The following is a 24,703-nucleotide window of genomic DNA, read 5'->3' as shown; positions in this document are numbered from 1 at the left end:
AAATAAACGACTTCCATTTGGAAATCGTTTATTTTTTTGACCTTGTATGACCAGTGAGTAAGTAATTAATACCAGGAATAAAACTGACTAACCAAATAATTGCTGTAGTGATAATAATTACGACAATATAACGAAGGAAAGTTGCAGAAATGCCACGAAGATCGACATTTTTAAAAAACCACGGTTCAATGAAAAATATGACTAAATAATGTAATAAATAAATTCCGAAAACTAAAGGTGCTAGACTTTCAAAAAAGTTAATTGTCCCCCTGGACCGTATATTACTTCCCCATTTTTGTAATAAGATAAAAGCTGCAATCGACATAATGGGAATGAAAAGAGAAGTTACATAGTAACTATTATTGTTATCAAAAGTTTTAGGTACAGATTCTGAAAAGAAGTTCCCAAAAGTTCCAATTCCAATAAATAAAGTTAACAAGGCGAAACTACTAATATTTCTAAAATCCATATGACTCAATAAATACCCTAAGATAAAATAACCAGTAAACCCACCAATCAATAAAAAATTTGAAACTGGTGATAATTGGAAAACGTGCTTCATATCTTTTCCCATCATAACGTTGAGTGATGGTAACAAGGAACAGGTGACTAACCAAACACTAGTAACATAAAATAACATCTTGAGACTAGCATTATCGACAAAAGTTTTAATGATTGGAGCCAAAATGTAGATTCCAATTAAAGGATACATAAACCAGAAAACAGGAATAGTTGGTTTGTTAAGGATGAATTTCAGTCGTTCCCAGACATCATTAGTTGATAGTAAATTCGATGTCAAGCTGATAACAGTTGGTAAAATTATTGACCAAATAATAAAAGGGATGACAACTCGAGGAATTCTTCTTTGCCAAGTGTACTTTAAAGATAAAGTTTTTGGACTATTAAGAATTAAAGTACCAGAAATCATAAAAAAAATAGGGACACTGATATGGGCAAAATAGTTAAGCATTTTTATAATTTGCCAGTCGGTAGTTCCAATATGTTTAGTAGTGTCAATCGTTGATACATGTATAAATATAACTAAAAGAATAGCGATGACACGAATAAAATCTAAATAAAAAATCCGTTGTTTTTTATCCATGAGCAGATTCTCCCCTAAGTAGCTCTCTCCATAATAATGTAAAACGCCTCTAAAATGAAGTATTAGCGTATGATATAATGGCAAAGTAAAATTATTGATTGGAAGAATTTATTATGCGCGTAGGAGAATCCCCAAGTACAGATTTTGTCAGATATATAATTTGGATAGTGTTTTCTATTGTTACACTGATGTTTAAAAACGCGGCTGCCACCCAAAAGGGTTTGAATATACCGATTACCGTTATATTTTTCCTAATTGGACTTTTCACCCTGTTTTTAATGATTAGAAAATATGTCCGTGAGGAAAAATCATTTTCAGATACAGCAGAGGGCTTTGCCTATTCACTAGTTTCTAACATCGGTCTAGTTAGTTTGATGATCGTAATGGTTTGCTTGTTAAGAATTATGGTTAGTTATTTACAAGTAACTGGGAAATTACCAAGTTTCAAAAATGATGATATAGCCAGTTCTGATCAAAAAGTATTTGTATTTAATATGATTGCGAACGTCTTTGTTGTTGCGGTTCAGCAGCAATTGGTGCAAACAGGCTTTTTCTTCAATTACTTCTTTAGAGAAAGTTCAGCATACAGCGCCGTAATGGGAATTATTTTTAGTGGAATTATAGCCGGAGTAATTAGTTTACCAGGGTCAATCTTACAGTTCTTAATGATGATGGCTCTAGGTTGGTGTTATGCTTTAACATATTTGTACACCAAAGATGAAAAAATGGCGATATTTGTAGCCATGGTCAGTGCCGCAGTTGGAACCATAATAATATAGAGAGAGCGAAGCAGGAGTTGTCCCTGCGTAGCTCGTTTCCACTATATTGTCAGGCACATTGGTTATCTAAAAAAGAACATCAAAAAAGTCGACCAGACAAAGGCCGACTTTTTATATTGTCCAAAATTAGTGTTCAGAAATTAAATTTTGAGGTTCTTTTTGGAGTAAAGGTGACAATTCGCCATCAACGCACAGAGTTAGACTATGCATTGCTCGAGTACAGATTGTGTACAAAACGTCAGTACTACGAAGGTCAGGATAATTTTTAGCCGAAATATCGTGGCCAATAACAGCATCGAATTCAAGTCCCTTAGCCAAATAGATTGGTAAAATCAAAATTCCCTTAGGAATGGAACGGAAATCAGCATCAACTAATGTAACGATGGATTCGTCACTGAAATGGGTGTAAATTTGTTCAGCTTGGGCCTGATTACGGGCCAAAATCGCAACAGTGTCATATTTTTTGTTCAATTCTTTAGCTGTTTCTTTCAAGCCTTGATAATAGTCATCATTATTGAAAACTTTGATAACAGGATCCTCGCCTTGACGGGAAAAAGCTTTGACTTCATCGCCATTGGGTAATAATTTCTTGGCAAAATTAGTTATTTCAGCAGTTGAACGATAACTCTGGTTCAAAGTAATAGTAGTGATACGTTTCTTTTTGAATAGTTCATTAACCTCAGTAACCAAATCATTTTTACGATAAGAACTAGTCAAAACATCTTGTGAACGATCGCCTAACAAGGTCATTTTAGCATTAGGAAAAGCGTGGGAAATGTATTTTAACTGAGCCATTGTGTAGTCTTGAACTTCATCAATAAAAATGTGTTGAATAGCATGATTGATACCACCGTCGGTAACAAAATCTCTTAAATAGAGAATGGCAACCGAATCGCTAAGGTTTAATTTATGGGCCTCAATTTGGTTATCAATTGATTCAATCATAGTTTGCCAAACACTGTCAGAGACCAAGCTTTGTTGCGTCTCATTAAGCAAGAAAAGATATTCCTTGTAAGGATTAAAGAAGTAATTATTGAGTAGAGCGTTATAAATTGGTGCATAACGTTCACGCAAAAACTCTTCAGCGATAATTTCACGTTGGTTGGCCGATTCTTCAATATTATGATCTGTAATGATTTGTTGAAAATCTTCATCAGACAAATTATCGATTTCAGCTTGAACCCAATCTTCATTTCGATCCTCATGAATCCTTCTTTGGAGACGCTTGATCAAAGCGTTCTTAGTTTTTAGAAAACGGTCGGGAATGTGGTAGGCCGGATTGGTACTTTGATAAATTTCAGCAATTTCGTCCCCAGTGAAGAACGGTTTACCCTCAAAAATAATATCTTCGAAGTATGGTGTATGTTCACGATGATCGTTTTCTAATTGTTCCAAGTGTTCTAGAAAGTCACCACTTTCTTTGTATAAACGCATTTTGATAGTTGTCTCTGGCAGATTACGTTCATCTTTTTCATAACGTTCGAAGAGTGTTTCCACTTGAACACCAGTTAGACGTAGTGAAATGAACTCATTGAGAGTAACTTGGCGCATGTTTCGTTCACCCAAACTAGGAAGAACTTCGGAAATGTAATTACTGAATAATTTATTAGGGGAGAAGAGAACAATATTGTCAGCATTCATTGTTGTACGGCTGTGATAAAGCAGATAAGCAACACGTTGTAAAATAGCTGAAGTCTTACCTGAACCAGCTACACCTTGAACTAAAAGAACATCGGAACGAGTATCACGGATAATGATGTTTTGCTCATGCTGGATAGTTGCAACGATACTTTTTAGATATTCATCGCTGTATTCACTCAAAACTGATTGGAGAATTTCATCACCAACGGTTTCATTAGTATCGAACATATTTCGAATTTTATTATGGACGATTTGGAATTGACGCTTTTTCTTTAATTCAACTTCAGCAGTGCCATTGGGAGTGGGATAAGTGACTTTTCCTAAAGTACCGTTATAGTAAATACCGGAAATAGGAGCTCGCCAATCGTAAATTAAGAATTCACCATCGTCATCTTGAAGTGTAGAAGTGCCTATATAAAGCGTGTCTTCCTCACCATCTTCAACAATATCAATTCGTCCAAAGTAAGGAGAACCTTGAAGATTTTCCAGTTTGAGACGGTTTGAATTCAAAATATTTTCATTTTCAACGGCTAAAGCAACCAATTGTTTCTGCTGTTGAACAGAAGCGTTAGTTTCCATTTGGTCGTCGACTTCAGTGGTATTAACTTTGGTATTTTCTCCGTAATTACGTTCGATACGGCTAGTTTCTTTGTGCGCTTGTGCAATACTAGCATCAACACGTTCAATCTGTCGTTCGATTTTTCCAGCAACCTGATCGACACGCTTTTGTTCTGATTCTTTGGATTGATTGATCGTCATTAAAATACCTCTCGTTGACAATTTGTCGTTTTTTAATTATGCTAATAGCAATTAGAGTACATTAAAGCATAAGCATTTTTGAGTACTAATTCAAGTAGTTGCTTTTAGAGAATAACTTCATGGCTGAAAAAGTTATCAACCTTGTTTTGGGAAATGGGTATGGTTAGTTACCTTATAACTTTGAGCGGTAGAGTATACTTTACAAAACAGGTGGCACCACGTATAAGCGTCCTATTATTTAATATAATAGGGCGCTTTTTTTATGAAGAGCCATTATACCATCTCAAAAATGTTTTTGCATTAATGAATCCAGGAGGAAAAATATGAAAACAAATACTATTTTGACAGGGGATCGTCCCACAGGCAAATTGCACATTGGTCATTATTTAGGTTCATTGAAGAATCGTGTTAAGCTTCAAAATGAAGGCAAATACAAAATGTTTGTCATGATTGCTGATATGCAAGCTTTCACTGATAATGCCAGAAATCCAGAAAAAGTTCGTAACAGTTTGATTCAAGTTGCGCTTGATTATCTTTCTGTAGGAATTGATCCAAGCAAAACTAATATTTTAGTACAATCACAAATTCCAGCACTAAATGAATTGACAATGTACTATCTTGATCTTGTCTCTGTTTCTCGTTTGGAAAGAAATCCTACTGTTAAGTCAGAAATTCAACAAAAGAGTTTTGGACAAAGTATTCCTGCTGGATTCTTAACATATCCAGTTAGTCAAACGGCTGATATTACAGCTTTCAAAGCTGACACAGTTCCTGTTGGTGATGATCAAGAACCAATGATGGAACAAGCTCGTGAAATAGTTCGTACTTTCAATAACACTTATAATGTTGATACATTGGTTGAACCTCAAGGTGTCTTCCCACCTAAGGGCCAAGGTAGATTACCTGGTATTGATGGTAACGCCAAGATGAGTAAATCACTAGGTAATTGTATCTACTTATCAGATCCTGCTGATGTTGTGACTAAAAAAGTTATGTCTATGTATACTGATCCAGATCACATTCACGTTGAAGATCCAGGTAAGATTGAAGGTAACACTGTCTTTACATATTTAGATGCCTTTGGAACAGATACAGACAAGATTGCTGAGTTAAAGGCACAATATCAAGCCGGTGGTTTAGGAGATGTTAAAGTAAAACGTTATTTGAATGATGTTCTACAAGAAATTCTAGAACCAATCCGTAATCGTCGTGCTGAATATGAAAAGGATATTCCTGGTGTTTACGATATTCTCAAAAAGGGTAGCGACAACGCCAACATCGTTGCTAACCAAACTTTAACAGAAGTTAGAAAAGCAATTGGTGTTAACTATTTTGACTAGTTTCTGAAAATAAAAACGCTTTTACAGAAAAATGCTATGCTTAACTCTTGATTTTATCAAGAGTCGGGTGTAGCATATTTTTTGTTCTAAAAAAATTAAAGTTTTTTTTGAAGAAAATGAGGTAGATTTATGGATGACTATAATTTGATTGGTTTCGTGATGAAATATACGATGATCAGGAAGCGAATCGCAGCTAGCTATTTGAAAAAAGAAGATTTAAATGCTTTTGAAAGTATTTTACTAGCCATTGTCTATAAAAGACATGAATGTAGTCAGGATAAAATTGGTGAAATCACATTGTTTGATGGTGCCAGTATTGCCCGTTCGTTAAAAAAACTTGAGGATCGCGGATTTGTATCCCGGCATGCTGATCCTAATAATCGTCGTAAGAAGATTGTTAGCATTACTGAAGCAGGTTCAGAGCTTTATGGTGAAGTACGCAAGGCTTTCAGTGAGAGTAATGATGCAATCTTTAAAGGCATAACTTCTGAGGAACAAACAGAATTAGAAAATATTTTGATGAAGGTTTACAAGAACCTTGATGATATCGAAATACCTTCTAAATAATTATAGAGAAGAGGAATTTTGTTATTATGGCGAATAATGATAAAGCAATCGTGGATGCACACGGGAAACCCTTTAACCGTAATCTTTTGGTTTTAGTGCTTCTTGTTGGTACATTCTGTACTGTTTTAAACGGTACAATTTTAACCACTGCCTTTCCAACCTTGATGAAGGAATTTAGCGTTACTACTTCTGACGTTCAATGGTTAACAACTGGATTTTTGATGGTTAATGGAATTATGATTCCTGTTACTGCTTGGTTAAGTAACAATTTTAGTACAAAGATTTTGTATATTATCGCAATGTCGACTTTCTTAGTCGGTACAATTATGTGTTTCACAGCACCAAACTTCGGTACTATCTTAGCCGGACGTTTTATTCAAGCTGTCGGTGTTGGTATTACAATGCCACTTATGCAAGTGGTTATGTTATCAATTTTCCCAGCTAATCAACGTGGTGCCGCCATGGGTCTTGGTGGATTAGTTATTGGACTTGCTCCAGCTATTGGACCTACACTTTCAGGTTTCATTATTGATAACTCTTCATGGAGACAACTTTTCGGAATGATCATTCCTATTGTCATCATCGTTTTGATTTTGGCATTCTTCTTTATGCGTCCAGTTATCAAAACGCGCCGTACTAAATTAGACGTGCTTTCATTATTTGAATCAACACTTGGTTTTGGTGCCATTCTTTATGGCTTTTCATCTGTTGGTGATGATGGTTGGGGTTCAATGAAAGTTATTGGCTCAATCGTCGTTGGTATTATTTTCATCCTATTATTTGGTTATCGCCAATTACATATGGATACACCATTCTTGGAATTACGTGTTTTCACAGAAAAGAAATTCGCAATTGCGGCTGCTTTGTCATCAGTTACTAACATGGCCATGGTCGGGGTTGAAATGGTGCTTCCATTGTACCTACAAATCGTTAAAGGTATGTCAGCTTTCCATTCTGGATTAACCTTACTACCAGGTGCCTTGATGATTGGTGTTATGAGTCCAATTACTGGTAATGCTTTTGATAAATATGGACCAAAAGATTTGGCACGTATGGGTATGTTCTTGTTAACAGCCGGTACAATTCCATTCTTGTTCCTAACAAAGAGTACACCTGTTTTAGATATCGTTGTGCTATACATGATTCGTATGTTTGGTATTTCAATGGTCTTGATGCCTGTTACAACTGATGGTATGAATGCATTGCCATTCAACTTGATGAGTCATGGTACAGCCGTTAATAATACTGTTAGACAAGTTTTCAGTTCTATGGGTACAGCTATCTTGGTCAGTGTCTTGACTAATGTTACAAACAACTTAAAACCAGGACATGCCATTCTTAAAGCAACACCATTAGAGTATAAAGATAAATTCTTCAACGCTACATTGAGTGGATATCACGCAGCCTTTGCTGTTGCTATTGTCTTTTGTTTAATTGGTTTCTTGATCACGTTTATGGTTAAGGGCAGTGCTAAATCAAAGACAATCGATACTGATCAATTGAAGAAAACAGAATTGGCAGGTGAAGAATAATGATTTTAATTACAATTTTAATCTGTGCAGGATTAGCATATTTCTTCGCTGTCTTTTTAAAGAATAAAAAAGTGGGATATGGACTATCATTCACATTTATCACTTTATTCATCATAAGTTTGGTACTTTTGATTTCAAATGAATATGGTCATTTTGGAATGGAAAAAGTAACCAATGAAAAGACTTATCAAATTCAATCAGTTCAAAAGGGATCTAATTTACTCTTAGAGAAAAAGTTGGGTACAAGTGGCAAGGAGAGCGTTTATGTTTATCGCACCCCTGAAACTGCTAAAGCTAAGAAACCTCAAACAACTAAAGTTGATGTAAATGTTAAGAACGTAGTAAAGACTGGAAATTATTCAGCCGCCACATTAACAAAGAAAACAACTCGTTGGGAATACAAGAATGGTTTTTACTCATTCCTCTTTGGAATTTCTGATAACAACAAAGAATTTGTTAAACAAAAAAATACTTTCAAAGTTGGAAATGATTGGTTAGTTTTGACAACAAAACAAGCTAGTCAACTACAAAAGAAAATGAAGAGTAAAACTTTCAAAGCTCAAATGAAACAAGAAGGACAAACTTACGTGAAGGCAGCAGTAGCCAAAGCAATGCAAGCAAATCCAACTATGACATCAGCTGAGCAAAAGAAAGTTATTCAACAAGCTCAAAAAGAATTTAAGGCCGAAGCACAAGCTAAGCTAATTCAAGAAATTAAGAATCAAAAATAGAGTTCCTTTGTGGGACAAAATAAATAGCATCTATTGGGTAGTTTCCGATAGGTGCTATTTTTGTTGGTGTAAAGTGCCATTTTCAACTTTTACTTCAGACTAGAGAACAGTTCTATTTGGAATGGATGTATATATATTGTGTGGATAGAGTGGAAAACTAATCACAATTGAGAAAGAAATAGTGTTGACCCTTTTTACAATTCAGGGATGCTAGGGATGTTAACGAAAAGAAGACAAGAAAACAATCCATATCGAAGAGCATATAATAAAATTAATTTTAGTTTGGAAATATTGGTATGAAAGAAGCCAAATCATATTTCTCAGATTAAAAATTGAAATACTCTTTAGTCTGGAACAAAAATTGGGAATGCCTTCAGCCATGAAATCATTGTAAGTGGCATAGCCACTCACAATGAGGCCGACTTTGGAAATCCATAATCTTACACAAAGTGTAAGATTATTAGTTTCAAATCGTGCCCATGGCGTTCCAAGGCATTCCCAATTTTTGTGGAAGACGGCAATAGAATATCTATCCTAGCAACAGCAGTAGTAGTAGAACACCTCCTTACATCACGGAGACAAAACGTCTATCAAAATGACGCCTAAATATTTAAGTAATATTAAATATGATGTTAAATTTATTACGAAAAAATTATAAACATATAAATTAATAAATCTCGTTATTTATAAGGAAGAGGTACAGACAAATGAGTAAAAGATTCAAAATTGCTTTTGTTTGTGGTTTAGCTTTATTAATGATGTCTCCGCAAAGTGTTAAAGCCGATACGACTAATACATCCAAAATTGATTCGCAGGCGATTGTTAACACGAAATCAATTACGAATTTATATACAGAAGATGGTAAGTTGATTCAAAATCAAAAATTAGGCGCTAATACGGCTTGGGTGACTGATCAGAAACTGACGTATCAAGGCCAAACCTATTATCGAGTGGCTACGAATGAGTACATAGCAGCCGGAGATGTAACTATCAGTTACGGTCATGCAAAATCTGGAATAGTAGCTATCAATGACTGGGGTGGCGTCAGTTTTTCTCATGATGATAATGGCTTTTATCGTAATGGTCAAAAGAATTTTGTGGCTAATTCGTTATGGTAGATTGTAAGATTAAATAGAATTCTACCCAGACGAAAAATTTGGATAGAAAAAGGGCAATGGACCCGGTATTGTTTTAAGTGACAAAACTATAAACAATAGGAGTCCATTACCCATGAGTCACATTTTAACATTATCGGATAGAACTGTCATCCAAACGCTGCTTAAGGTTGGTTACTCACAAAAACAAATTGCTGAAGAAGTTGGTGTAGTTCCTTCAACCATCAACTATGAACTAAAGCGCTGTCCTAAGGGATACTATGACGCTGATCAAGCTCAGGAAGACTGCGAAAAGAAGCTAACTCACCGGGGGCGGAAAACTCTTCTAACAGAGAATTTAAGAGAATTCGTCCGTGGGATCATTCTCGAACAGCGGTGGAGTTTTGAAGTCATCGCGCATATTCTCCAAATGCCATTCAAAACCCTCTATAACTGGCTGGACAAGGGCTGGTTGGACATCAAACGCGAGGTCCTTCCAGACCACGGTGTGCGGTACCGAAAGAGCCACGACGGTCGTGGTCAGTACACACGTGGGGCGAAGTTTATCAACCAACGCCCGGACGAGGCTAACCTGCGTCAAGAGATTGGTCATTTTGAAGTCGATACCATCCTATCAGGAAAAACCAGGGGCGAGGTCCTAGCTACCTTTACTGATCGTAAGTCCCGACTAATGATTATTCGTCGTTTACCGGGACGTGATAGTAAAGCTATGACTAAGGCAATCCTAGAGCTTAACGAGGAGTTGCGCGGCTTGGTCAAGTCAATTACCAGTGATCACGGTAAGGAATTCGCAGGCTTCAAGAAAATTGAAGCCTGCGGAATTGCCCATTATTTTGCCCACCCGTATGCGCCACATGAACGCGGAACCAACGAACGGTTGAACCGCGAGATTCGGCTACACATTCCAAAGAACCAGCCAATTGAGAGCGTTACGGACGAAGAGCTGACTATGATCTCAAAGTACTTAAACTGGCGTCCCCGGAAATGTTTAGGGTGGAAAACGCCACTCCAAGTCTTCTTTGGTGACTTGTCCGAAAAATTCGATTAATTGTTGCAATCTACCTTATGGAAATACGATCAAGTCGATCAGAGCGGCGGATTGACTTATTATCGAATTGGCAATGATATTTGGGTGAATAGTAACGATGCGACCATAGCAGTTGGTTATCAGAATCCGAGTGGATGGTTCCAGATTCAAAATACTCAAATCAAACCCGTGGGGAATGTTGGGTATGATCTTTATAATGGTGTTGAAGGTGTCAAAGTTTATTTAGTAAGAAAATATTTTGGTTACTCCAATACTCATACGATCTATGACAGTTCAATTGCAGCAAGTGTCAAAAGTTTTCAAGCTCGTAGAGGATTACCTGTAACAGGTGTAGTCAACTTGGCTACATGGAAAAATATGGGCTTCTCAGAGTCTTCTTGGTATAGCCTTGATTCGTACGTAGCGCCGCTTGAAACTAACCAGACAAGTACGAGATCGGATCATATTGAGGCCATGATCAACCAGGCTTATAAGTATTTAGGTCAGACTTGGATCTCTGGTGCTGCCAGTTCACCACAGTATGGTGTTGATTGTTCAGGACTGGTAACACAAGCTTTATATGCTTCAGGTATCAATCCAGCACCTGTCTCGGCTATTCAACACGCTCAAGTGGGTAATGAGTGGAATAGCCGAATGCTTTGGAGTGATAATCGTATGCCAAAAGTTGACTTCAATAATCGTCAAAGAGGCGATTTGATTTTCTATACTGATCCGTCGACTGGCTTGATTTGGCATGTGGGGATTCTTTTAAATCGTGATACGATGATTGAATCATGGCCATATGCTGTGCAAGTACACTCAATCTATTCAGGACGCGGGAACATCGCCGGTGTCAAACGTGTATTTGCTTAATCAGAAATGAATCCGATATAATAGAATTCGGTTTTATCAATAGGGATAGAATGTGTTCAATTTCCTAAATAAAAGAATCTCGATCAATTATTGGTTAATTGGTCGAGATTTTGTATTTATCTATGATTTTATTTATAAGCCGATTATTATGTATTATAGAAAGACATGTTGATAATTGTTAGTGAAATTAGTGGGAGAGGTGAGATGATTGTGGAAAAGATTTTTGATGTTCAAGACTTGTCCTATCAAGTTGGTGATAAAGAGATTTTAAAACATATCAGTGTAGAAATAGAGAAGGGGAAGTACATTACAGTAGTTGGACCTTCAGGAAGTGGAAAAAGTACTTTTATGCGAATTTTGGCCTCAATGATCAGTCAAACATCGGGGAAAGTACTATTTAATGGTAAAACAGTTGATTCCTATGAGCCAACAGAATATCGTCAAAGAGTTTCTTATGCTTTTCAACAACCAACCCTGTTTGGTAAAACAGTGCGAGATAATTTAATGTTTCCCTTTGAAGTTCGTAACGAAGAGTTTGATGAGAGCAAAGTTAAACAATATTTAAAGATGGTCAATTTAGATGAAAGCTATCTTGATAAGAGTGTTAACGATGTTTCTGGTGGTGAAAAACAGCGAATTGCACTTTTACGTAATTTGATTTTTCCACCGGAAGTGTTAATAACTGATGAGGTTACTGCTGGGTTGGATGTGGAAAACAAAAATATTGTTCATTCAATGCTAAATGAATTCAATCAACGAGGATTGACAATCTTACGAGTAACACATGATGAGTCAGAAATTGAAGCCTCACAGGATAAAATAACGATCAAAAATGGGGAGGTAGTGGATAATGTCTAATTTAACAGTTTCCAATTCAACTCTAATGTTGGGCTTCGTCTTAGTAATTGTGGCCTTAGTAATTGGCTATATTGAAAAATTACATATTGATAAGGATATTATTATTGGTGTTGTTCGAGCAATCATTCAGTTGTCGATTGTTGGATATGTTTTAAAATTTGTTATTAAGGCTGACGATATTTGGTTAACTTTAGCCTGCTTCATTATTATTGTTATCAATGCTTCTTATAATGCAGGAAAACGAGGTAATGGTATTCCAAAAGCATTTCAATCGTCATTATTAGCCATTTTTGTGGGAACGACCATCACTTTAGGAACGTTAGTTTTTACTGGCTCAATTAAATTTGTACCTGAACAGATCGTCCCTGTAACCGGAATGATTGCTAGTAATATCATGGTCGCTATTGGCCTTTGTTATCGCAACATGAAGCAGACCTTTTCTGATCGCCATCAACAGATTTTGGAAAAACTAGCTTTAGGCGCTGATATTAAACTAGCTTCACTCGATATTTTACGAGACAGTATCAAGAGTGGTATGCAACCCACAATCGATTCAATTAAGACACTTGGTTTGGTCAGTTTGCCAGGGATGATGTCGGGTTTGATCTTCGCCGGAGTTGATCCAGTTAAGGCAATTAAATATCAGATTATGGTTACCTTTATGCTGTTAGCATCGACTAGTATCGGTTCAATTATTTCCTGTTATTTAGGTTATCGTCAATTCTTTAATGAAAGAAAACAGTTAAAAAATGAATTAATTTCTTAACTTTGTGAAAAATAGGTCTACTATATAGGCCTATTTTTTTATATAATTGATACAATGGGATGTGATGTAAATTTGAAGTTAGCAGTTATTGAAATTGGATCTAACTCCATTAGAACATCAGTGTATCGATCTTCAAAAAAGAATCGCTTTAAAACTTTGGATCGTTGGCGTGAGCCGGTTCGATTAGGCAAATCAATTGCTCAGAGCCGTCTTTTAACTAATGATCAAATTGAAGAGACCATTGATGTTCTAAAGAAATTTCAAACTCGAATTGAAAGGTATCACGTAGATCGAACTAGTTTAATCGCCACTGCAGCAGTTAGAATGGCTAAAAATCAAGAACAACTAATTTTTGCTGTTCTTAAAGAAACTGGCTTGCAGCTAGAAATCATCAATGAGCAAGAAGAAGCTTATTATGATTATGTGGCCGTACGTAGCACAATGCGGATCAAAGATGCATTGATTGTTGATGTCGGTGGTGGTAGTAGTGAAATTAGTTTGGCAAAAAAAGGACGCTTAAAACACGGTCTTAGTATTCCAATTGGTGCTATTTCAATTTCGGATTTGTATTTAGAAAGTGATCCAATAAAAAGTGAACAACTAAGAGCGGCAAGAAAAGATATTAGTGAACGTTTAGACCGACTTACATGGATGAATGCAAAAGCTACCTTTGTTGGTTTGGGCGGAACTTTAAGGGCCGTAACTAGTATTTTGAATCGTGAAAATAGAAGAAAAAAGACGCTTCACAATTCAGTGATTACCGTTGACCAAATTGATGATTTATTTAACCAATTGATTCATTCTTCAATGGAAGAACGGAGTCAAATCAAAGAGTTGAGTGATGGTAGATATGAAGTTATTTTGGGCGGAATCTTAATAATTTCTGAAATCATAAAAAAGACCCCCTCTACCGAAATTCGTTTTTCGAACTTCGGAGTTAGAGAAGGCTATGTCTTTAATTATTTCCACAAGATGCATTTAAAAGAGTAAACAATTATGCGCGACTAGGGATGGTTATTTGAGCTTGGTCAAGAATATGTCCATCCATTTGGTGTAATAATTCGTTCATCCAAAAACCATTTTCCAAGTTAAGGTTATCATCTAGAGCAAACACCTTGAGAATATAATCATGGGTTTGATCTGGTGGATATGGTCCATTGTAACCAGTGGCCAAATCTTTGGGGCCATCAAATAATGGGCTGGCTGTACTGTTCTTTCCTTGAACAATTGGACTTTGAGCAAGTCGACTGAAGTTTTCAGGTATTTCTAACTGTGAATTAGGAATATTTGCCATTGTCCAGTGAATCCATTCAAATCCACAAACGGGAATTGAATCAGGATCAGTAAAAGTCAAAGCAATAGTTTTTGTATCTGCCGGTAGATTGGATAATTGAATTGGGAAACTAATTAGAGGTTTCCCATTTTTTATATCCTCAGGAGCAGCATGCTTGCCATATTTATCGGGCAAGAGATTATTTGGTAAAGATACATTAACATCCATAAAAAAATCTCCTTTAAAATGAGGTGTAATAATGAAACAAATAGATAACAACGACCTATCTACTAGTATTGTAGAGCAGGTTCAAAAAATTGAGCAAGAATATAATAAAAAAGTCGAGATTTACTCAGACTATTCAAAACAAGAGTTTTTGACTTTAGATCAAGCAAGTCATGAGGTTAATGGTGATATCGTAAAAGTCGTTATCACTAATGAAAAATACAGTGAATTTGTTTTGGCACATGAACTTTATCATATTGCATTGGAATTGTCTGATGAGCCAAGTATCTCTTGTGCTGTAACATCTGGCAAACCAGATTATGATGGCCGTATTCTAGCAATTGCTAATTCAATCTTTGAAACATTAGAACATATCTCGGTTTTGAAATCTCAAAAAGCTGATGGAACTTATACAGACGAGGTCAAAGAAGAATTTCTCAAAGGAATTGAAGCAGCCCTTACACCTAAAGTTTCTTTAGATTTGGCTAATATGCGCTTCTACCGTACTTTGATCATGTTTGATGGCATTATTTTTAGTGAACACGCTCAAGATGATAAATGGAAAGATGAATTTCCAACATCGTACAAGTATGCTGAAAAATTGGTTAAGATTGCAGAAGCTAATGATTTATCGAGCGCATTCCACTTTAGACGTGCTTTAGTTAATGCATTGGACACTTATAATGAAATTATTTTATCTAATGGTTATGAAGGTTTAGGCTATCACGAATTTTTAAATATCACACCTGTATTATCAGAACGTCAATTGAGATTATCATTAAATCAAGTTTATCAAGTAAAACATTCTTCATTTAAGAATCGTGCAACTGGCAAAGATGCTTTCGTACTTTTGGGTATTAATGATGGTCAAAGCGTTACGACTTTGGATATTGATCCCGGTAAAGTAACGCCAGAATTTTACAAGGCCTTCTACCAATACAAGATCATTGATGTTTTCGAAAAAGAAGAAGTTAAATACTTAATTAGATAAGAGGGGATTTGTGTGCAAGATAAGATTGAAGAGTTTAAAGAATTACTAGACAAAGCTAATTTTGTAACTTTTCTAACTGGTGCAGGCGTATCTGTACCATCGGGAATTCCCGATTATCGTTCAAAAAACGGATTGTATAAGCGGAAGAGTTATAATTTTCCACCAGAATATATGTTGAGTCACGACAACTTAGTTGAACATCCTGATGTTTTCCATGATTTCGTAGTTCATAATATGTACTTTCCTGATGCACAACCTAATATTATCCATAAAAAAATGGCACAGATCAGTAATCAAAAGGGTGCCATCGTAACACAGAATGTCGATAAACTTCACACAAAAGCGGGAGCTAAGAATGTGGTAGAGTTTCATGGTAATTTGTATGATAATATTCATTGCCTAACTTGTGGCAAAGAGTTTGATTATAAGGACTATTTAAAAGATTATCGACACCATGAAGATAACGGTATTATTCGCCCTGGGACGACCGTCCTATATGGGGAAAATATTAACCCGAAAAACTTTCAAAATGCTGCTTTAGCAGTTCAAAAGGCTGATTTACTAGTGGTAGTGGGAACTAGTTTTAAAGTATATCCTTTTGCAGGATTACTAGAATATAGCACTTCCCAAGCTAAATTAGTGGTTATCAATAAAGAAGATTTAAACATTGATTCATCGATTCTAGCTATCGATGATGATGCGACGAACGTTTTTTCACAAATATAAAAGAATGCTATACTTAATATCAATTTGAAAGCGGTGGAGGTTAATATATTGACTGAAGAAAGAAAAACTTTTTACATTACAACACCCATTTATTATCCATCAGGAAAATTAACAATTGGGAACTCATATACAACGATTGCAGCGGACACCTTGGCTCGTTACAAGCGTAATGAAGGCTATGATGTTTTCTTCCTAACAGGAACTGACGAACATGGTCTTAAAATCGAACAAAAAGCCGAAGAAAAGCATATGGAACCACAAGAATATGTTGATATGATGGCTAAAGGAATCAAGGAGCTTTGGAAGAAGCTCGATATTTCTAACGACAAATTCATCCGTACAACAGATGATTATCATGTTAAAGCTGTTCAAAAAATTATTGAACGTCTAATTAAACAAGGGGATATTTATTTAGGCGAATACTCAGGTTGGTATTCAGTTGACGATGAGGAATACTTTACTGAATCACAAATGGCTGAAGTTTATCATGATGAAAATGGTAAAGTCATCGGTGGTAAAGCTCCTTCAGGTCATGAAGTTCAACTTGTTAAAGAACCATGTTATTTCTTCAAGATGAGCAAATATGCTGATCGTCTTTTGCAATATTATAAAGACAACCCAACCTTCATCGAACCAGAAATTCGTAAGAATGAAATGATCAATAATTTTATCAAACCAGGTCTAGAAGACTTAGCTATTTCTAGAACAACTTTCAACTGGGGTGTTAAAGTTCCAAGTAATCCAGAACACGTTGTTTATGTTTGGATTGATGCGCTTTTGAACTATATCACAGCTCTTGGTTATGAAAGCGACGACGATTCACTCTTCAAGAGATATTGGCCAGCTAATGTTCAATTTGTTGGTAAGGAAATCGTTCGTTTCCATACTATTTACTGGCCAATCATTTTGATGGCTTTGGGTGTTGAATTGCCTAAGCAAGTCTTCGGTCATGGTTGGTTATTGATGAAAGACGGTAAGATGTCTAAATCTAAGGGAAATGTCGTTTATCCAGAAATGTTAGTTTCTAGATATGGACTAGATTCACTTCGTTACTACTTGATGCGTGCAATGCCATTTGGTAGCGATGGTGTCTTCACTCCTGAAGATTACATTGACAAGATTAACTACGATTTAGCTAACGATTTAGGAAACTTATTGAACAGAACCATTTCAATGATCAATAAGTATGATGATGGTAAGGTTGTTTCAATCGCTGCTGTAACAGATCTTGATAAAGATCTTGAAAAATCATATGCTGACACTTTGGCAGCTTACAGAGAACATATGGATAAATTTGAATTCCCTGATGCCTTAGCTAGCGTTTGGTCATTCATCAGTCGTGCTAATAAGTATATCGATGAGACACAACCATGGGTTCTTGCTAAAGATGACAGTAAGAAGGCCGAACTACAAGCTGTCTTAGGTCACTTGGCTGAATCATTACGTTTGATTGCCTTGCTCATCAGTCCCGTTATGACACAAGCTCCAGTTAAGATGTTCTCTCAATTGGGCCTTGATTATAGTAGTGATAAGTCACTTGATTTTGGCGACACAGTGGTAGGTAAGACTGTTACTGCTAAACCAGAACCAATCTTCCCACGTTTGGATGCTGAAGAAGAAGTTAAGTATATTAAGGGCAAGATGGCTGAAGAACAAGCTAAGCATGGTGCTGGTAAGTTGAGTAAATCTGCTCAAGCTAAGGCTAAAGCTCAAGCAGCTTCTGACGATGGTTATCCTAAAGAAATCGAATTTGATGATTTTGAAAAAGTTAAGATGGTTGTAACCGAGATTCTTGATGTAAAACCAGTAGAAAATTCAAGTAAATTACTTCAATTTAAGTTGGATGATGGATCAGGCGTTGATCGTCAAATCCTTTCAGGAATGCACAAATTCTACCCTAACTATAAAGAGTTGATTGGTAAGAAAGTCCTAGCAGTTGTTAACTTGAAGCCTCGTAAGATGGTTGGCGAATGGAGTAACGGAATGTTGCTATCAACTGAAAAAGGTGACGAAGTAAAACTTGCTATCGTGGATAATTCACATAAAAATGGAGCTATTTTAGGCTAATGAAAATCTTTGATACACATACACATTTAAATGATGAAGCTTTTGCTGGTAAAACCCAACAATTCATTGATAATGCAAAAGAGTTAGATGTTGTTGAAATGGCTATTATTGGTTCTAATGAAGAGTTCAATATTGAAGCCATTCGTTTAGCACAGAATTACCAACCATTGCATGCTGTAGTCGGTTGGCATCCTGAATTTGCCAAAGAGTACAATGAAGAACAATTGGTTAATCAGATCAAATTGCCCGAAGTTGTTGGTATTGGTGAAATTGGCTTGGATTATCATTGGGAAGAAGACCCAGATCCCAAGATTCAACAAAAAGTTTTGATTCAACAGTTGGATGTGGCTAAACAATATAACATGCCAGTCTCAATTCATTGTCGTGATGCTTTTGATGATATGTATGAAATTCTTAAGAATCATGATATGTCTAAGTCAGGTATTATCTTGCATAGTTTCAATGGGGATGTTAAGTGGCTTAATCGTTTCTTAGACCTTGGTTTATGGATCTCTTATAGTGGCGTCGTTTCATTTAAAAACGCACCCGAGGTTCATGAATCAGCCAAGAATACACCGCTAGATCGATTGCTGGTGGAAACTGATGCACCATACTTAACACCTGAACCATATCGTGGTCATTCTAATCAACCGGCATACACTAGATACGTAGTCGATGCGATTGCTAAGTATAAAGATATTTCACCTGATGAAGTTGCTGAACATACCTTTAAAAATGCTCATAAAGTGTATAATCTATAAACATGAAAAAAATAAAAGAAATTATAGTTGTAGAAGGTAAATCCGATACCAATCGATTAAAAGATTGTTTTGGTGATGTCGATACAATTGAAACAACTGGTTCGGCACTTAATCAAGAGACAATCGAACGTATCAAGATTGCTCAAGATAAGCGTGGCGTAATTGTGTTCACTGACCCCGATTTTAATGGAAATCGTCTCCGAACTATTATTCAAAAGGCTGTTCCTGCTGCTAAACAGGCTTTTCTACCAAGATCTCAAGCAGTTCCCAAAAAGAGTGATGGTAGTTTAGGAATAGAACACGCTAATGATGCAGACATCAAGGCGGCTTTGGCAGCCGTTTATACTAGAACCGATAACAATTTTAAGGATTATGACCATGATGACATGGTGGATCTTGGTTTAGTAGGTAAAAGTGATTCGCATTTACGTCGTGAATTTGTTGGTTCAAAACTGAAGATAGGTTACACTAATGCCAAACAATTTTTGAATCGTCTGAATATGTTTCAAATTGCACCACAAGATTTAGTCGCCATAGTTGAAAAATTTGATAAAGGAAGTACTCATGACACAAAATAGATTAAGTATCGCTGACCCTATTCGTACTAATGACATAATGCGCAAGTATAAGTTACGCGCAAAGAAAAGTTTGGGGCAAAATTTTTTAACAAATGAAAAAGTTTTAGACGGAATTGTGGATGCTAGTGGTTTGAAATCAGATGAGATTGCTATTGAAATTGGACCTGGTATTGGTGCTTTGACTGAAAAATTAGCACAAGTTGCCGAAAAAGTTTATGCATTTGAAATTGATGAAAATTTGATTCCTGTATTAGCTGATACCTTACAGTATTATGATAATATTGAGGTTATCAATCAGGATATTTTGAAAGTTGATTTAGATGAATTTGTTAAAGAACATGATTTGGTTGGTAAAACAATCAAAGTTGTAGCTAATTTACCTTATTACATCACTACACCAATTATGTTGAATTTGATTAATAGTGATTATCCGTTCCAATCACTTGTTTTGATGATGCAAAAAGAAGTAGCTGAAAGAATCACTGCCAATCCGGGGCATCGTGAGTATGGTTCTTTAACTATTGCAGTGCAAACACAAATGGATGCAAAGATTGATCGTATTGTCGGTCGCAACTCTTTCATCCCACGTCCTAAAGTTGATTCAGCCGTTGCGGTTTTGAATCGTTTACCAAAGGAAAAAGTAGATATTAGTGATCCTGTATTCTTCAATAAAGTAGTTCGTTCTGCCTTTGCTCATAAGCGTAAGAGCTTGATGAATAATATGTTGAACTGGCAAGGAAGAACTGATGAGAATCGTGCAAAGATCAAAGCCATTTTTGAAAAATGCAACATTGGTGAAAATGCTCGTGCTGAAGAAGTTTCAATTGAACAATTCAAGCAAATGGCAATAGAATTTGCAAAATAGTGTATAATTCCTGTCGTCCGTAAAGATTTTGTTATAGAGGACGGCATCAAAAAAATAATTTTATGCCAAATGAAAGTTTTTCTTGAAAAAATCAATGAAACGTGGTAAAATTTCACTCCTAAGGAGTGATTATTATAATGCCAACATCATTGAAGACAATTAAGAGTCGATTAGATTCACACTTAGGTGAGAATTTGACTATTGTCGCACAAGCAGGTCGTAAGAAAGTAATCCGCCGTCGCGGAACTTTATCAGAAACATTCCATTCAGTTTTTGTTGTAGATTTGGATCAAAATGAAAATTCTTTTGAAAGAGTTTCATACAGTTATGCAGATCTATTAACAAAATCAATCGATATTCATTTTGATAATGAAGAAGAAGTAGCTGAAACTGATTCTGACTCAGACACTGAGGCAGAGGCTGAATAATAAGAATCCGTTAGTTGGAATAGTGAACAATAAGTTTAATTTCCAAGCAATAAAGTAAATAGACCATGATAATCAAAATTGATTATTATGGTCTATTTTTTGTTTAATATTTTATTTTGAACGTTTATAGTATTCCAGACCAAGCTACTTTGCCACAGGAGCTGACATCTAAATTTTATGCAAAAATTTATAAAGTTTGTAAAATGATACTGGTTACATTCAAAAAAACATGAATTGTTCATTGTTTTGCTTTATAATCTTGTAGTGAGATACGTTTTAGGAGAAAAAAAGATGAAAACACGAAGAAGCGAACGTTTAATTGATATGACTCGCTATTTACTTGAACGACCACATACGCTAATTTCACTAGCGTTTTTTGCTGATCGTTACGAATCAGCTAAGTCGTCAATATCTGAGGATCTGGGTATTTTGAGAAGAACATTTATGATCAGAGGAATTGGTGTTCTAGAAACATTGCCTGGTGCTGGTGGCGGTGTGATATTTACACCTGGAATTTCTAAGAAAGAAGCAACTGAATTTGTTGAAGAAACATCCAAAAAATTAGTTGAACCCAACCGTATTTTACCTGGTGGGTATTTGTACTTAACTGATTTGTTGGCTGATCCTGAATTATTGAGAAATGTTGGCCGTATGATTGCCACCCAATATTCACAAAGTTCAATTGATGTCGTTATGACGGTGGCTACTAAAGGTATACCAATTGCCCAAAGTGTAGCTAATTTCTTGAATATTCCATTTGTGATTGTTCGTCGTGACTCGAAGATCACTGAAGGATCAACTATTAGTGTCAACTATGCATCAGGTTCATCTGATCGTGTTGAAAAAATGGAATTATCAAAACGCAGTTTAGAAGAAGGATCACGTGTATTAGTTGTTGATGACTTCATGAAAGGCGGCGGAACCATCAATGGTTTGCGTAGTTTGATCTCGGAATTCAATGCTATTTTTGTTGGTGCAACGGTCTTTGCCGAAAACATCAATATTAATAGTCAATTTGGTGATTCCGATGTAACATCAATTTTCAAAGTAACAAAAATTGATACCAAGAATCGAGTTTTGAATGTGGAACCGGGAAATTATTTAACAAATACCGATTTCAGTTATTTTGAATAAATTCTTGATTGAGCAGTTATATATAATAATGCTATTATATATAAGGATATTTGAATGACTGAAGGGAGTTTCTGATGTCGAATCGTTATGTAATAATTCTTGCTGCCGGTAAAGGTACAAGAATGAAGTCGAGACTATACAAAGTATTGCATCCTGTTGCTGGTAGAGCAATGGTTGATCATGTTTTAACGCAAGTTGAAAAGATCGAACCAGACTTGATTGAAACTGTTATTGGAAATGGTGCCGATAAAGTTAGAGATCTACTCGGTGATAGAACTAACTATGCTTTGCAAGAGGAACAATTGGGAACAGCAAATGCTGTAATGCAAGCTGAAAAGGATCTAGGTAACAAAGAGGGTATAACGCTCATTGTTAATGGTGATACACCATTATTCACTGCTGATACTTTTGAAAAATTATTAGATTATCATGAAAAAGAAGAAGCAGCCGTTACAATTTTGACAGCGCATGCTGATAATCCATTTGGTTACGGTCGTATTGTCCGTGATAATGGTGGCAACGTTGAAAAAATTGTTGAGCAAAAAGATGCTTCAAGAAGTGAACAAGAAATACAAGAAATTAATACTGGTGTATTGTGTTTTGACAATAAACTATTGTTTGAAAACTTACATAAAGTTAATAATGATAATGCCCAAGGTGAATATTATTTACCTGACGTAATTTCATTGCTTAAAGAACAAGGTAAGAAAGTTTCAGCCTTTGAAATGGCTGATTTGAGCGAATCATTAGGTGTTAATGATCGTGTTGCCTTGTCACAAGCTGAAAAGATTATGCAAAGAAGAATCAACGAAGCACATATGCGTGATGGCGTTACAATCGTTGATCCTGATAACACATATATTGATATTGATGTTGAAATTGGTAACGATACAGTTATCGAACCAAATGTAAAAATCTTTGGTAAAACAACTATTGGTTCAGAATGTGTTATTGGTTCTGGCTCAAGAATTTCTGATTCTGAGATTCAAGATAACGTTGAAGTTATCAGTTCAACAATTGAGAGTGCCATTATGCATAAAGGTAGCAATGTTGGGCCTAACTCACATCTAAGACCAAAAGCTGAAATTGGCCGTGATGTCCATATTGGTAATTTCTGTGAAGTTAAAAATGCTAAAATTGGTGACAGAACTAAGGTTGGTCATTTGACATATGTCGGTGATGCAACTCTTGGAACTGATATCAATGTTGGTTGTGGAGTGGTTTTTGTTAACTACGATGGTGTTAAGAAGTGGCACAGTAATATCGGTGACCATTCATTTATTGGTAGCAATTCAAATATTATTGCTCCAGTAGAAATGGCTGATCATTCATTTATTGCCGCTGGTTCAACTATTACTAACGACATTCCTAAGCATGCAATGGCTATTGCGCGTGAAAGACAAACTAACAAAGAAGATTTTTGGGAAAGATTACCACTATCAAAAAGTGAAGATTGGAAATAAGGGTGAATAATTAATGTCATGTCAAAATAATGAACGACCAATGAAAATTTTTGCATTGAACTCTAATAAACCTTTAGCAGAAAAAATTGCTAAGGTTGTAGGAGTACCACTTGGAAAGTCATCAGTTACACGTTTCAGTGACGGTGAAATCCAAATTAATATTGAAGAAAGTATTCGTGGAGCAGAAGTCTTCTTGATTCAATCAACTTCAGCACCAGTTAACGATAATTTGATGGAATTATTGATCATGGTTGATGCCTTAAGACGTGCTTCAGCTAGTGTTATCAATGTTGTAATTCCTTATTATGGTTATGCTAGACAAGATCGTAAATCACGTTCACGTGAACCTATTACTGCTAAATTAGTTGCTAATATGTTGGAACGTGCTGGTGTAGATCGTGTACTTGCACTTGATCTTCATGCTGCACAAATTCAAGGTTTCTTCGATATTCCAGTTGATCATTTGATGGGTGCTCCATTGCTAGCTGATTACTTCCTAACAAATCATCTAGAAGAAGGCGCTGTTGTTGTTTCACCTGATCATGGTGGTGTAACTCGTGCCAGAAAACTAGCTGAATTCTTGAAGACACCAATTGCTATTATCGATAAACGTAGACCTCGTGCCAATGTTGCTGAAGTTATGAATATTATTGGTAATGTTAAAGGCAAACGTGCCATCATTATTGATGATATGATCGATACTGCTGGTACAATTTCTCTAGCATCTCAAGCACTTATTGATGCTGGTGCTACTGAAGTTTACGCATGTTGTACACACCCAATTCTTTCAGGTCCTGCTATCGAAAGAATTGAAGCATCACCAATCAAGACTTTAGTTGTTACTGATTCAATCAATCTTCCTAAAGAAAAAATTATCGACAAGATGGTTCAAGTTTCAGTTGGACCACTTATCGGTGAAGCAATTCAACGTGTCCATGAAAATGAACCTGTCAGTCCATTGTTCAATACACGTTTTAAGAATAAAAAATAAGCCGCAAATAAAAAAGAGTCACTTCTTAGAAAGTGGCTCTTTTTTTTCATGTGTTATTGGTATTAACTCTTTTAACTACGTGATAATATGAGCAATAGAAAAAGGTCATTA

The 24,703-nt window shown here is 35.9% G+C and carries 24 protein-coding genes; 21 read left to right on the top strand and 3 right to left on the bottom strand.

All coding sequences use genetic code 11. The features are described from left to right. Positions 1-28: 28 nt before the first annotated feature. Positions 29-1,102: an acyltransferase gene (locus tag ACI6PB_RS10900; protein WP_025085222.1), complete on the bottom strand. Its 1,074-nt coding sequence runs from the start codon at positions 1,100-1,102 to the stop codon at positions 29-31. 113 nt (positions 1,103-1,215) lie between these two features. Here ACI6PB_RS10900 and ACI6PB_RS10895 point away from each other — a divergent pair, with 113 nt between their 5' ends. Beyond that, a complete protein-coding gene (locus ACI6PB_RS10895; RefSeq protein WP_404351071.1) occupies positions 1,216-1,881 on the top strand; it encodes a type II CAAX prenyl endopeptidase Rce1 family protein in 666 nt (221 codons plus the stop codon). Between the two features lie 126 nt (positions 1,882-2,007). Here the strand turns inward: ACI6PB_RS10895 and helD are convergent, their stop codons facing one another. Continuing rightward, complete coding sequence (helD, locus tag ACI6PB_RS10890; protein ID WP_404327411.1) at positions 2,008-4,281, bottom strand: RNA polymerase recycling motor HelD; 2,274 nt, start codon at positions 4,279-4,281, stop codon at positions 2,008-2,010. Between the two features lie 323 nt (positions 4,282-4,604). Between helD and trpS the strand changes: the two genes are divergently transcribed. The 10 genes from trpS (at position 4,605) to ACI6PB_RS10840 (ending at position 14,080) form a co-directional block, all read left to right on the top strand. After that, positions 4,605-5,621 (top strand): tryptophan--tRNA ligase, encoded by a 1,017-nt coding sequence (gene trpS / locus ACI6PB_RS10885; protein ID WP_309510715.1) that lies wholly within the window; start codon positions 4,605-4,607, stop codon positions 5,619-5,621. A gap of 129 nt (positions 5,622-5,750) precedes the next feature. Continuing rightward, the gene (locus ACI6PB_RS10880; RefSeq protein ID WP_025084360.1) at positions 5,751-6,188 is read left to right on the top strand and encodes a MarR family winged helix-turn-helix transcriptional regulator; all 438 of its coding nucleotides are present in this window, start codon (positions 5,751-5,753) and stop codon (positions 6,186-6,188) included. Positions 6,189-6,214: 26 nt separating this feature from the next. Beyond that, entirely contained in the window at positions 6,215-7,720 is a 1,506-nt protein-coding gene (locus tag ACI6PB_RS10875; protein ID WP_404327410.1) for an MDR family MFS transporter, read from the top strand. Further along, positions 7,720-8,451 carry a DUF4811 domain-containing protein gene (locus tag ACI6PB_RS10870; protein ID WP_404327409.1) on the top strand — a complete coding sequence of 244 codons (732 nt, stop codon included), beginning with the start codon at positions 7,720-7,722 and terminating at the stop codon, positions 8,449-8,451. Before ACI6PB_RS10875 ends, ACI6PB_RS10870 begins: the two co-directional genes overlap by 1 nt. 707 nt (positions 8,452-9,158) lie before the next feature. Further along, positions 9,159-9,569 (top strand): SLAP domain-containing protein, encoded by a 411-nt coding sequence (locus tag ACI6PB_RS10865; protein WP_404327408.1) that lies wholly within the window; start codon positions 9,159-9,161, stop codon positions 9,567-9,569. 112 nt (positions 9,570-9,681) lie between these two features. After that, positions 9,682-10,614 carry an IS30 family transposase gene (locus ACI6PB_RS10860; protein WP_404327407.1) on the top strand — a complete coding sequence of 311 codons (933 nt, stop codon included), beginning with the start codon at positions 9,682-9,684 and terminating at the stop codon, positions 10,612-10,614. A 3-nt stretch (positions 10,615-10,617) separates the two neighbouring features. Continuing rightward, positions 10,618-11,466, top strand: a complete 849-nt coding sequence (locus tag ACI6PB_RS10855; protein ID WP_404327406.1) for a peptidoglycan-binding protein — start codon at positions 10,618-10,620, stop codon at positions 11,464-11,466. A gap of 210 nt (positions 11,467-11,676) precedes the next feature. Next, a complete protein-coding gene (locus ACI6PB_RS10850) occupies positions 11,677-12,324 on the top strand; it encodes an ATP-binding cassette domain-containing protein (RefSeq protein ID WP_404278288.1) in 648 nt (215 codons plus the stop codon). Then, entirely contained in the window at positions 12,317-13,090 is a 774-nt protein-coding gene (locus ACI6PB_RS10845) for an ABC transporter permease (protein ID WP_025084364.1), read from the top strand. Before ACI6PB_RS10850 ends, ACI6PB_RS10845 begins: the two co-directional genes overlap by 8 nt. A gap of 72 nt (positions 13,091-13,162) precedes the next feature. Continuing rightward, positions 13,163-14,080: an exopolyphosphatase gene (locus ACI6PB_RS10840; RefSeq protein WP_025084365.1), complete on the top strand. Its 918-nt coding sequence runs from the start codon at positions 13,163-13,165 to the stop codon at positions 14,078-14,080. Positions 14,081-14,084: 4 nt separating this feature from the next. Here ACI6PB_RS10840 and ACI6PB_RS10835 read toward each other — a convergent pair whose 3' ends face one another. After that, positions 14,085-14,591, bottom strand: coding sequence for a YbhB/YbcL family Raf kinase inhibitor-like protein (locus tag ACI6PB_RS10835; RefSeq protein ID WP_025084366.1), 507 nt, complete (start codon positions 14,589-14,591; stop codon positions 14,085-14,087). A 31-nt stretch (positions 14,592-14,622) separates the two neighbouring features. Here ACI6PB_RS10835 and ACI6PB_RS10830 point away from each other — a divergent pair, with 31 nt between their 5' ends. The 10 genes from ACI6PB_RS10830 to ACI6PB_RS10785 all read left to right on the top strand — a co-directional run bounded on the left by ACI6PB_RS10830 (position 14,623) and on the right by ACI6PB_RS10785 (position 24,592). Next, positions 14,623-15,579, top strand: a complete 957-nt coding sequence (locus ACI6PB_RS10830) for a hypothetical protein (protein ID WP_025084367.1) — start codon at positions 14,623-14,625, stop codon at positions 15,577-15,579. Positions 15,580-15,603: 24 nt separating this feature from the next. Beyond that, entirely contained in the window at positions 15,604-16,305 is a 702-nt protein-coding gene (locus ACI6PB_RS10825; protein WP_404327979.1) for an NAD-dependent protein deacylase, read from the top strand. 45 nt (positions 16,306-16,350) lie between these two features. Next, positions 16,351-18,372, top strand: coding sequence for a methionine--tRNA ligase (gene metG, locus ACI6PB_RS10820; protein ID WP_404280445.1), 2,022 nt, complete (start codon positions 16,351-16,353; stop codon positions 18,370-18,372). After that, positions 18,372-19,133, top strand: coding sequence for a TatD family hydrolase (locus ACI6PB_RS10815; protein WP_025084368.1), 762 nt, complete (start codon positions 18,372-18,374; stop codon positions 19,131-19,133). The genes metG and ACI6PB_RS10815 overlap by 1 nt, the downstream gene beginning before the upstream one ends. Then, positions 19,130-19,711 carry a ribonuclease M5 gene (gene rnmV, locus ACI6PB_RS10810; protein ID WP_309511213.1) on the top strand — a complete coding sequence of 194 codons (582 nt, stop codon included), beginning with the start codon at positions 19,130-19,132 and terminating at the stop codon, positions 19,709-19,711. The genes ACI6PB_RS10815 and rnmV overlap by 4 nt, the downstream gene beginning before the upstream one ends. Next, positions 19,698-20,576, top strand: a complete 879-nt coding sequence (gene rsmA, locus ACI6PB_RS10805) for a 16S rRNA (adenine(1518)-N(6)/adenine(1519)-N(6))-dimethyltransferase RsmA (protein ID WP_404327405.1) — start codon at positions 19,698-19,700, stop codon at positions 20,574-20,576. The genes rnmV and rsmA overlap by 14 nt, the downstream gene beginning before the upstream one ends. Positions 20,577-20,713: 137 nt before the next feature. Continuing rightward, a complete protein-coding gene (locus ACI6PB_RS10800) occupies positions 20,714-21,004 on the top strand; it encodes a Veg family protein (RefSeq protein WP_025084371.1) in 291 nt (96 codons plus the stop codon). Between the two features lie 291 nt (positions 21,005-21,295). After that, positions 21,296-22,138, top strand: a complete 843-nt coding sequence (gene purR, locus ACI6PB_RS10795) for a pur operon repressor (protein WP_025084372.1) — start codon at positions 21,296-21,298, stop codon at positions 22,136-22,138. A gap of 74 nt (positions 22,139-22,212) precedes the next feature. After that, complete coding sequence (gene glmU / locus ACI6PB_RS10790) at positions 22,213-23,601, top strand: bifunctional UDP-N-acetylglucosamine diphosphorylase/glucosamine-1-phosphate N-acetyltransferase GlmU (protein ID WP_054642414.1); 1,389 nt, start codon at positions 22,213-22,215, stop codon at positions 23,599-23,601. A 13-nt stretch (positions 23,602-23,614) separates the two neighbouring features. Further along, entirely contained in the window at positions 23,615-24,592 is a 978-nt protein-coding gene (locus tag ACI6PB_RS10785; RefSeq protein WP_025084373.1) for a ribose-phosphate diphosphokinase, read from the top strand. Positions 24,593-24,703: the final 111 nt, after the last annotated feature.

Source organism: Companilactobacillus paralimentarius (assembly GCF_963227125.1).
In the GTDB taxonomy this organism is placed as follows: Bacteria; Bacillota; Bacilli; order Lactobacillales; family Lactobacillaceae; genus Companilactobacillus; species Companilactobacillus paralimentarius.
The sequence above is the reverse complement of the archived record's forward strand: the minus strand, read 5'-3'. Positions and strand labels throughout refer to the sequence as shown.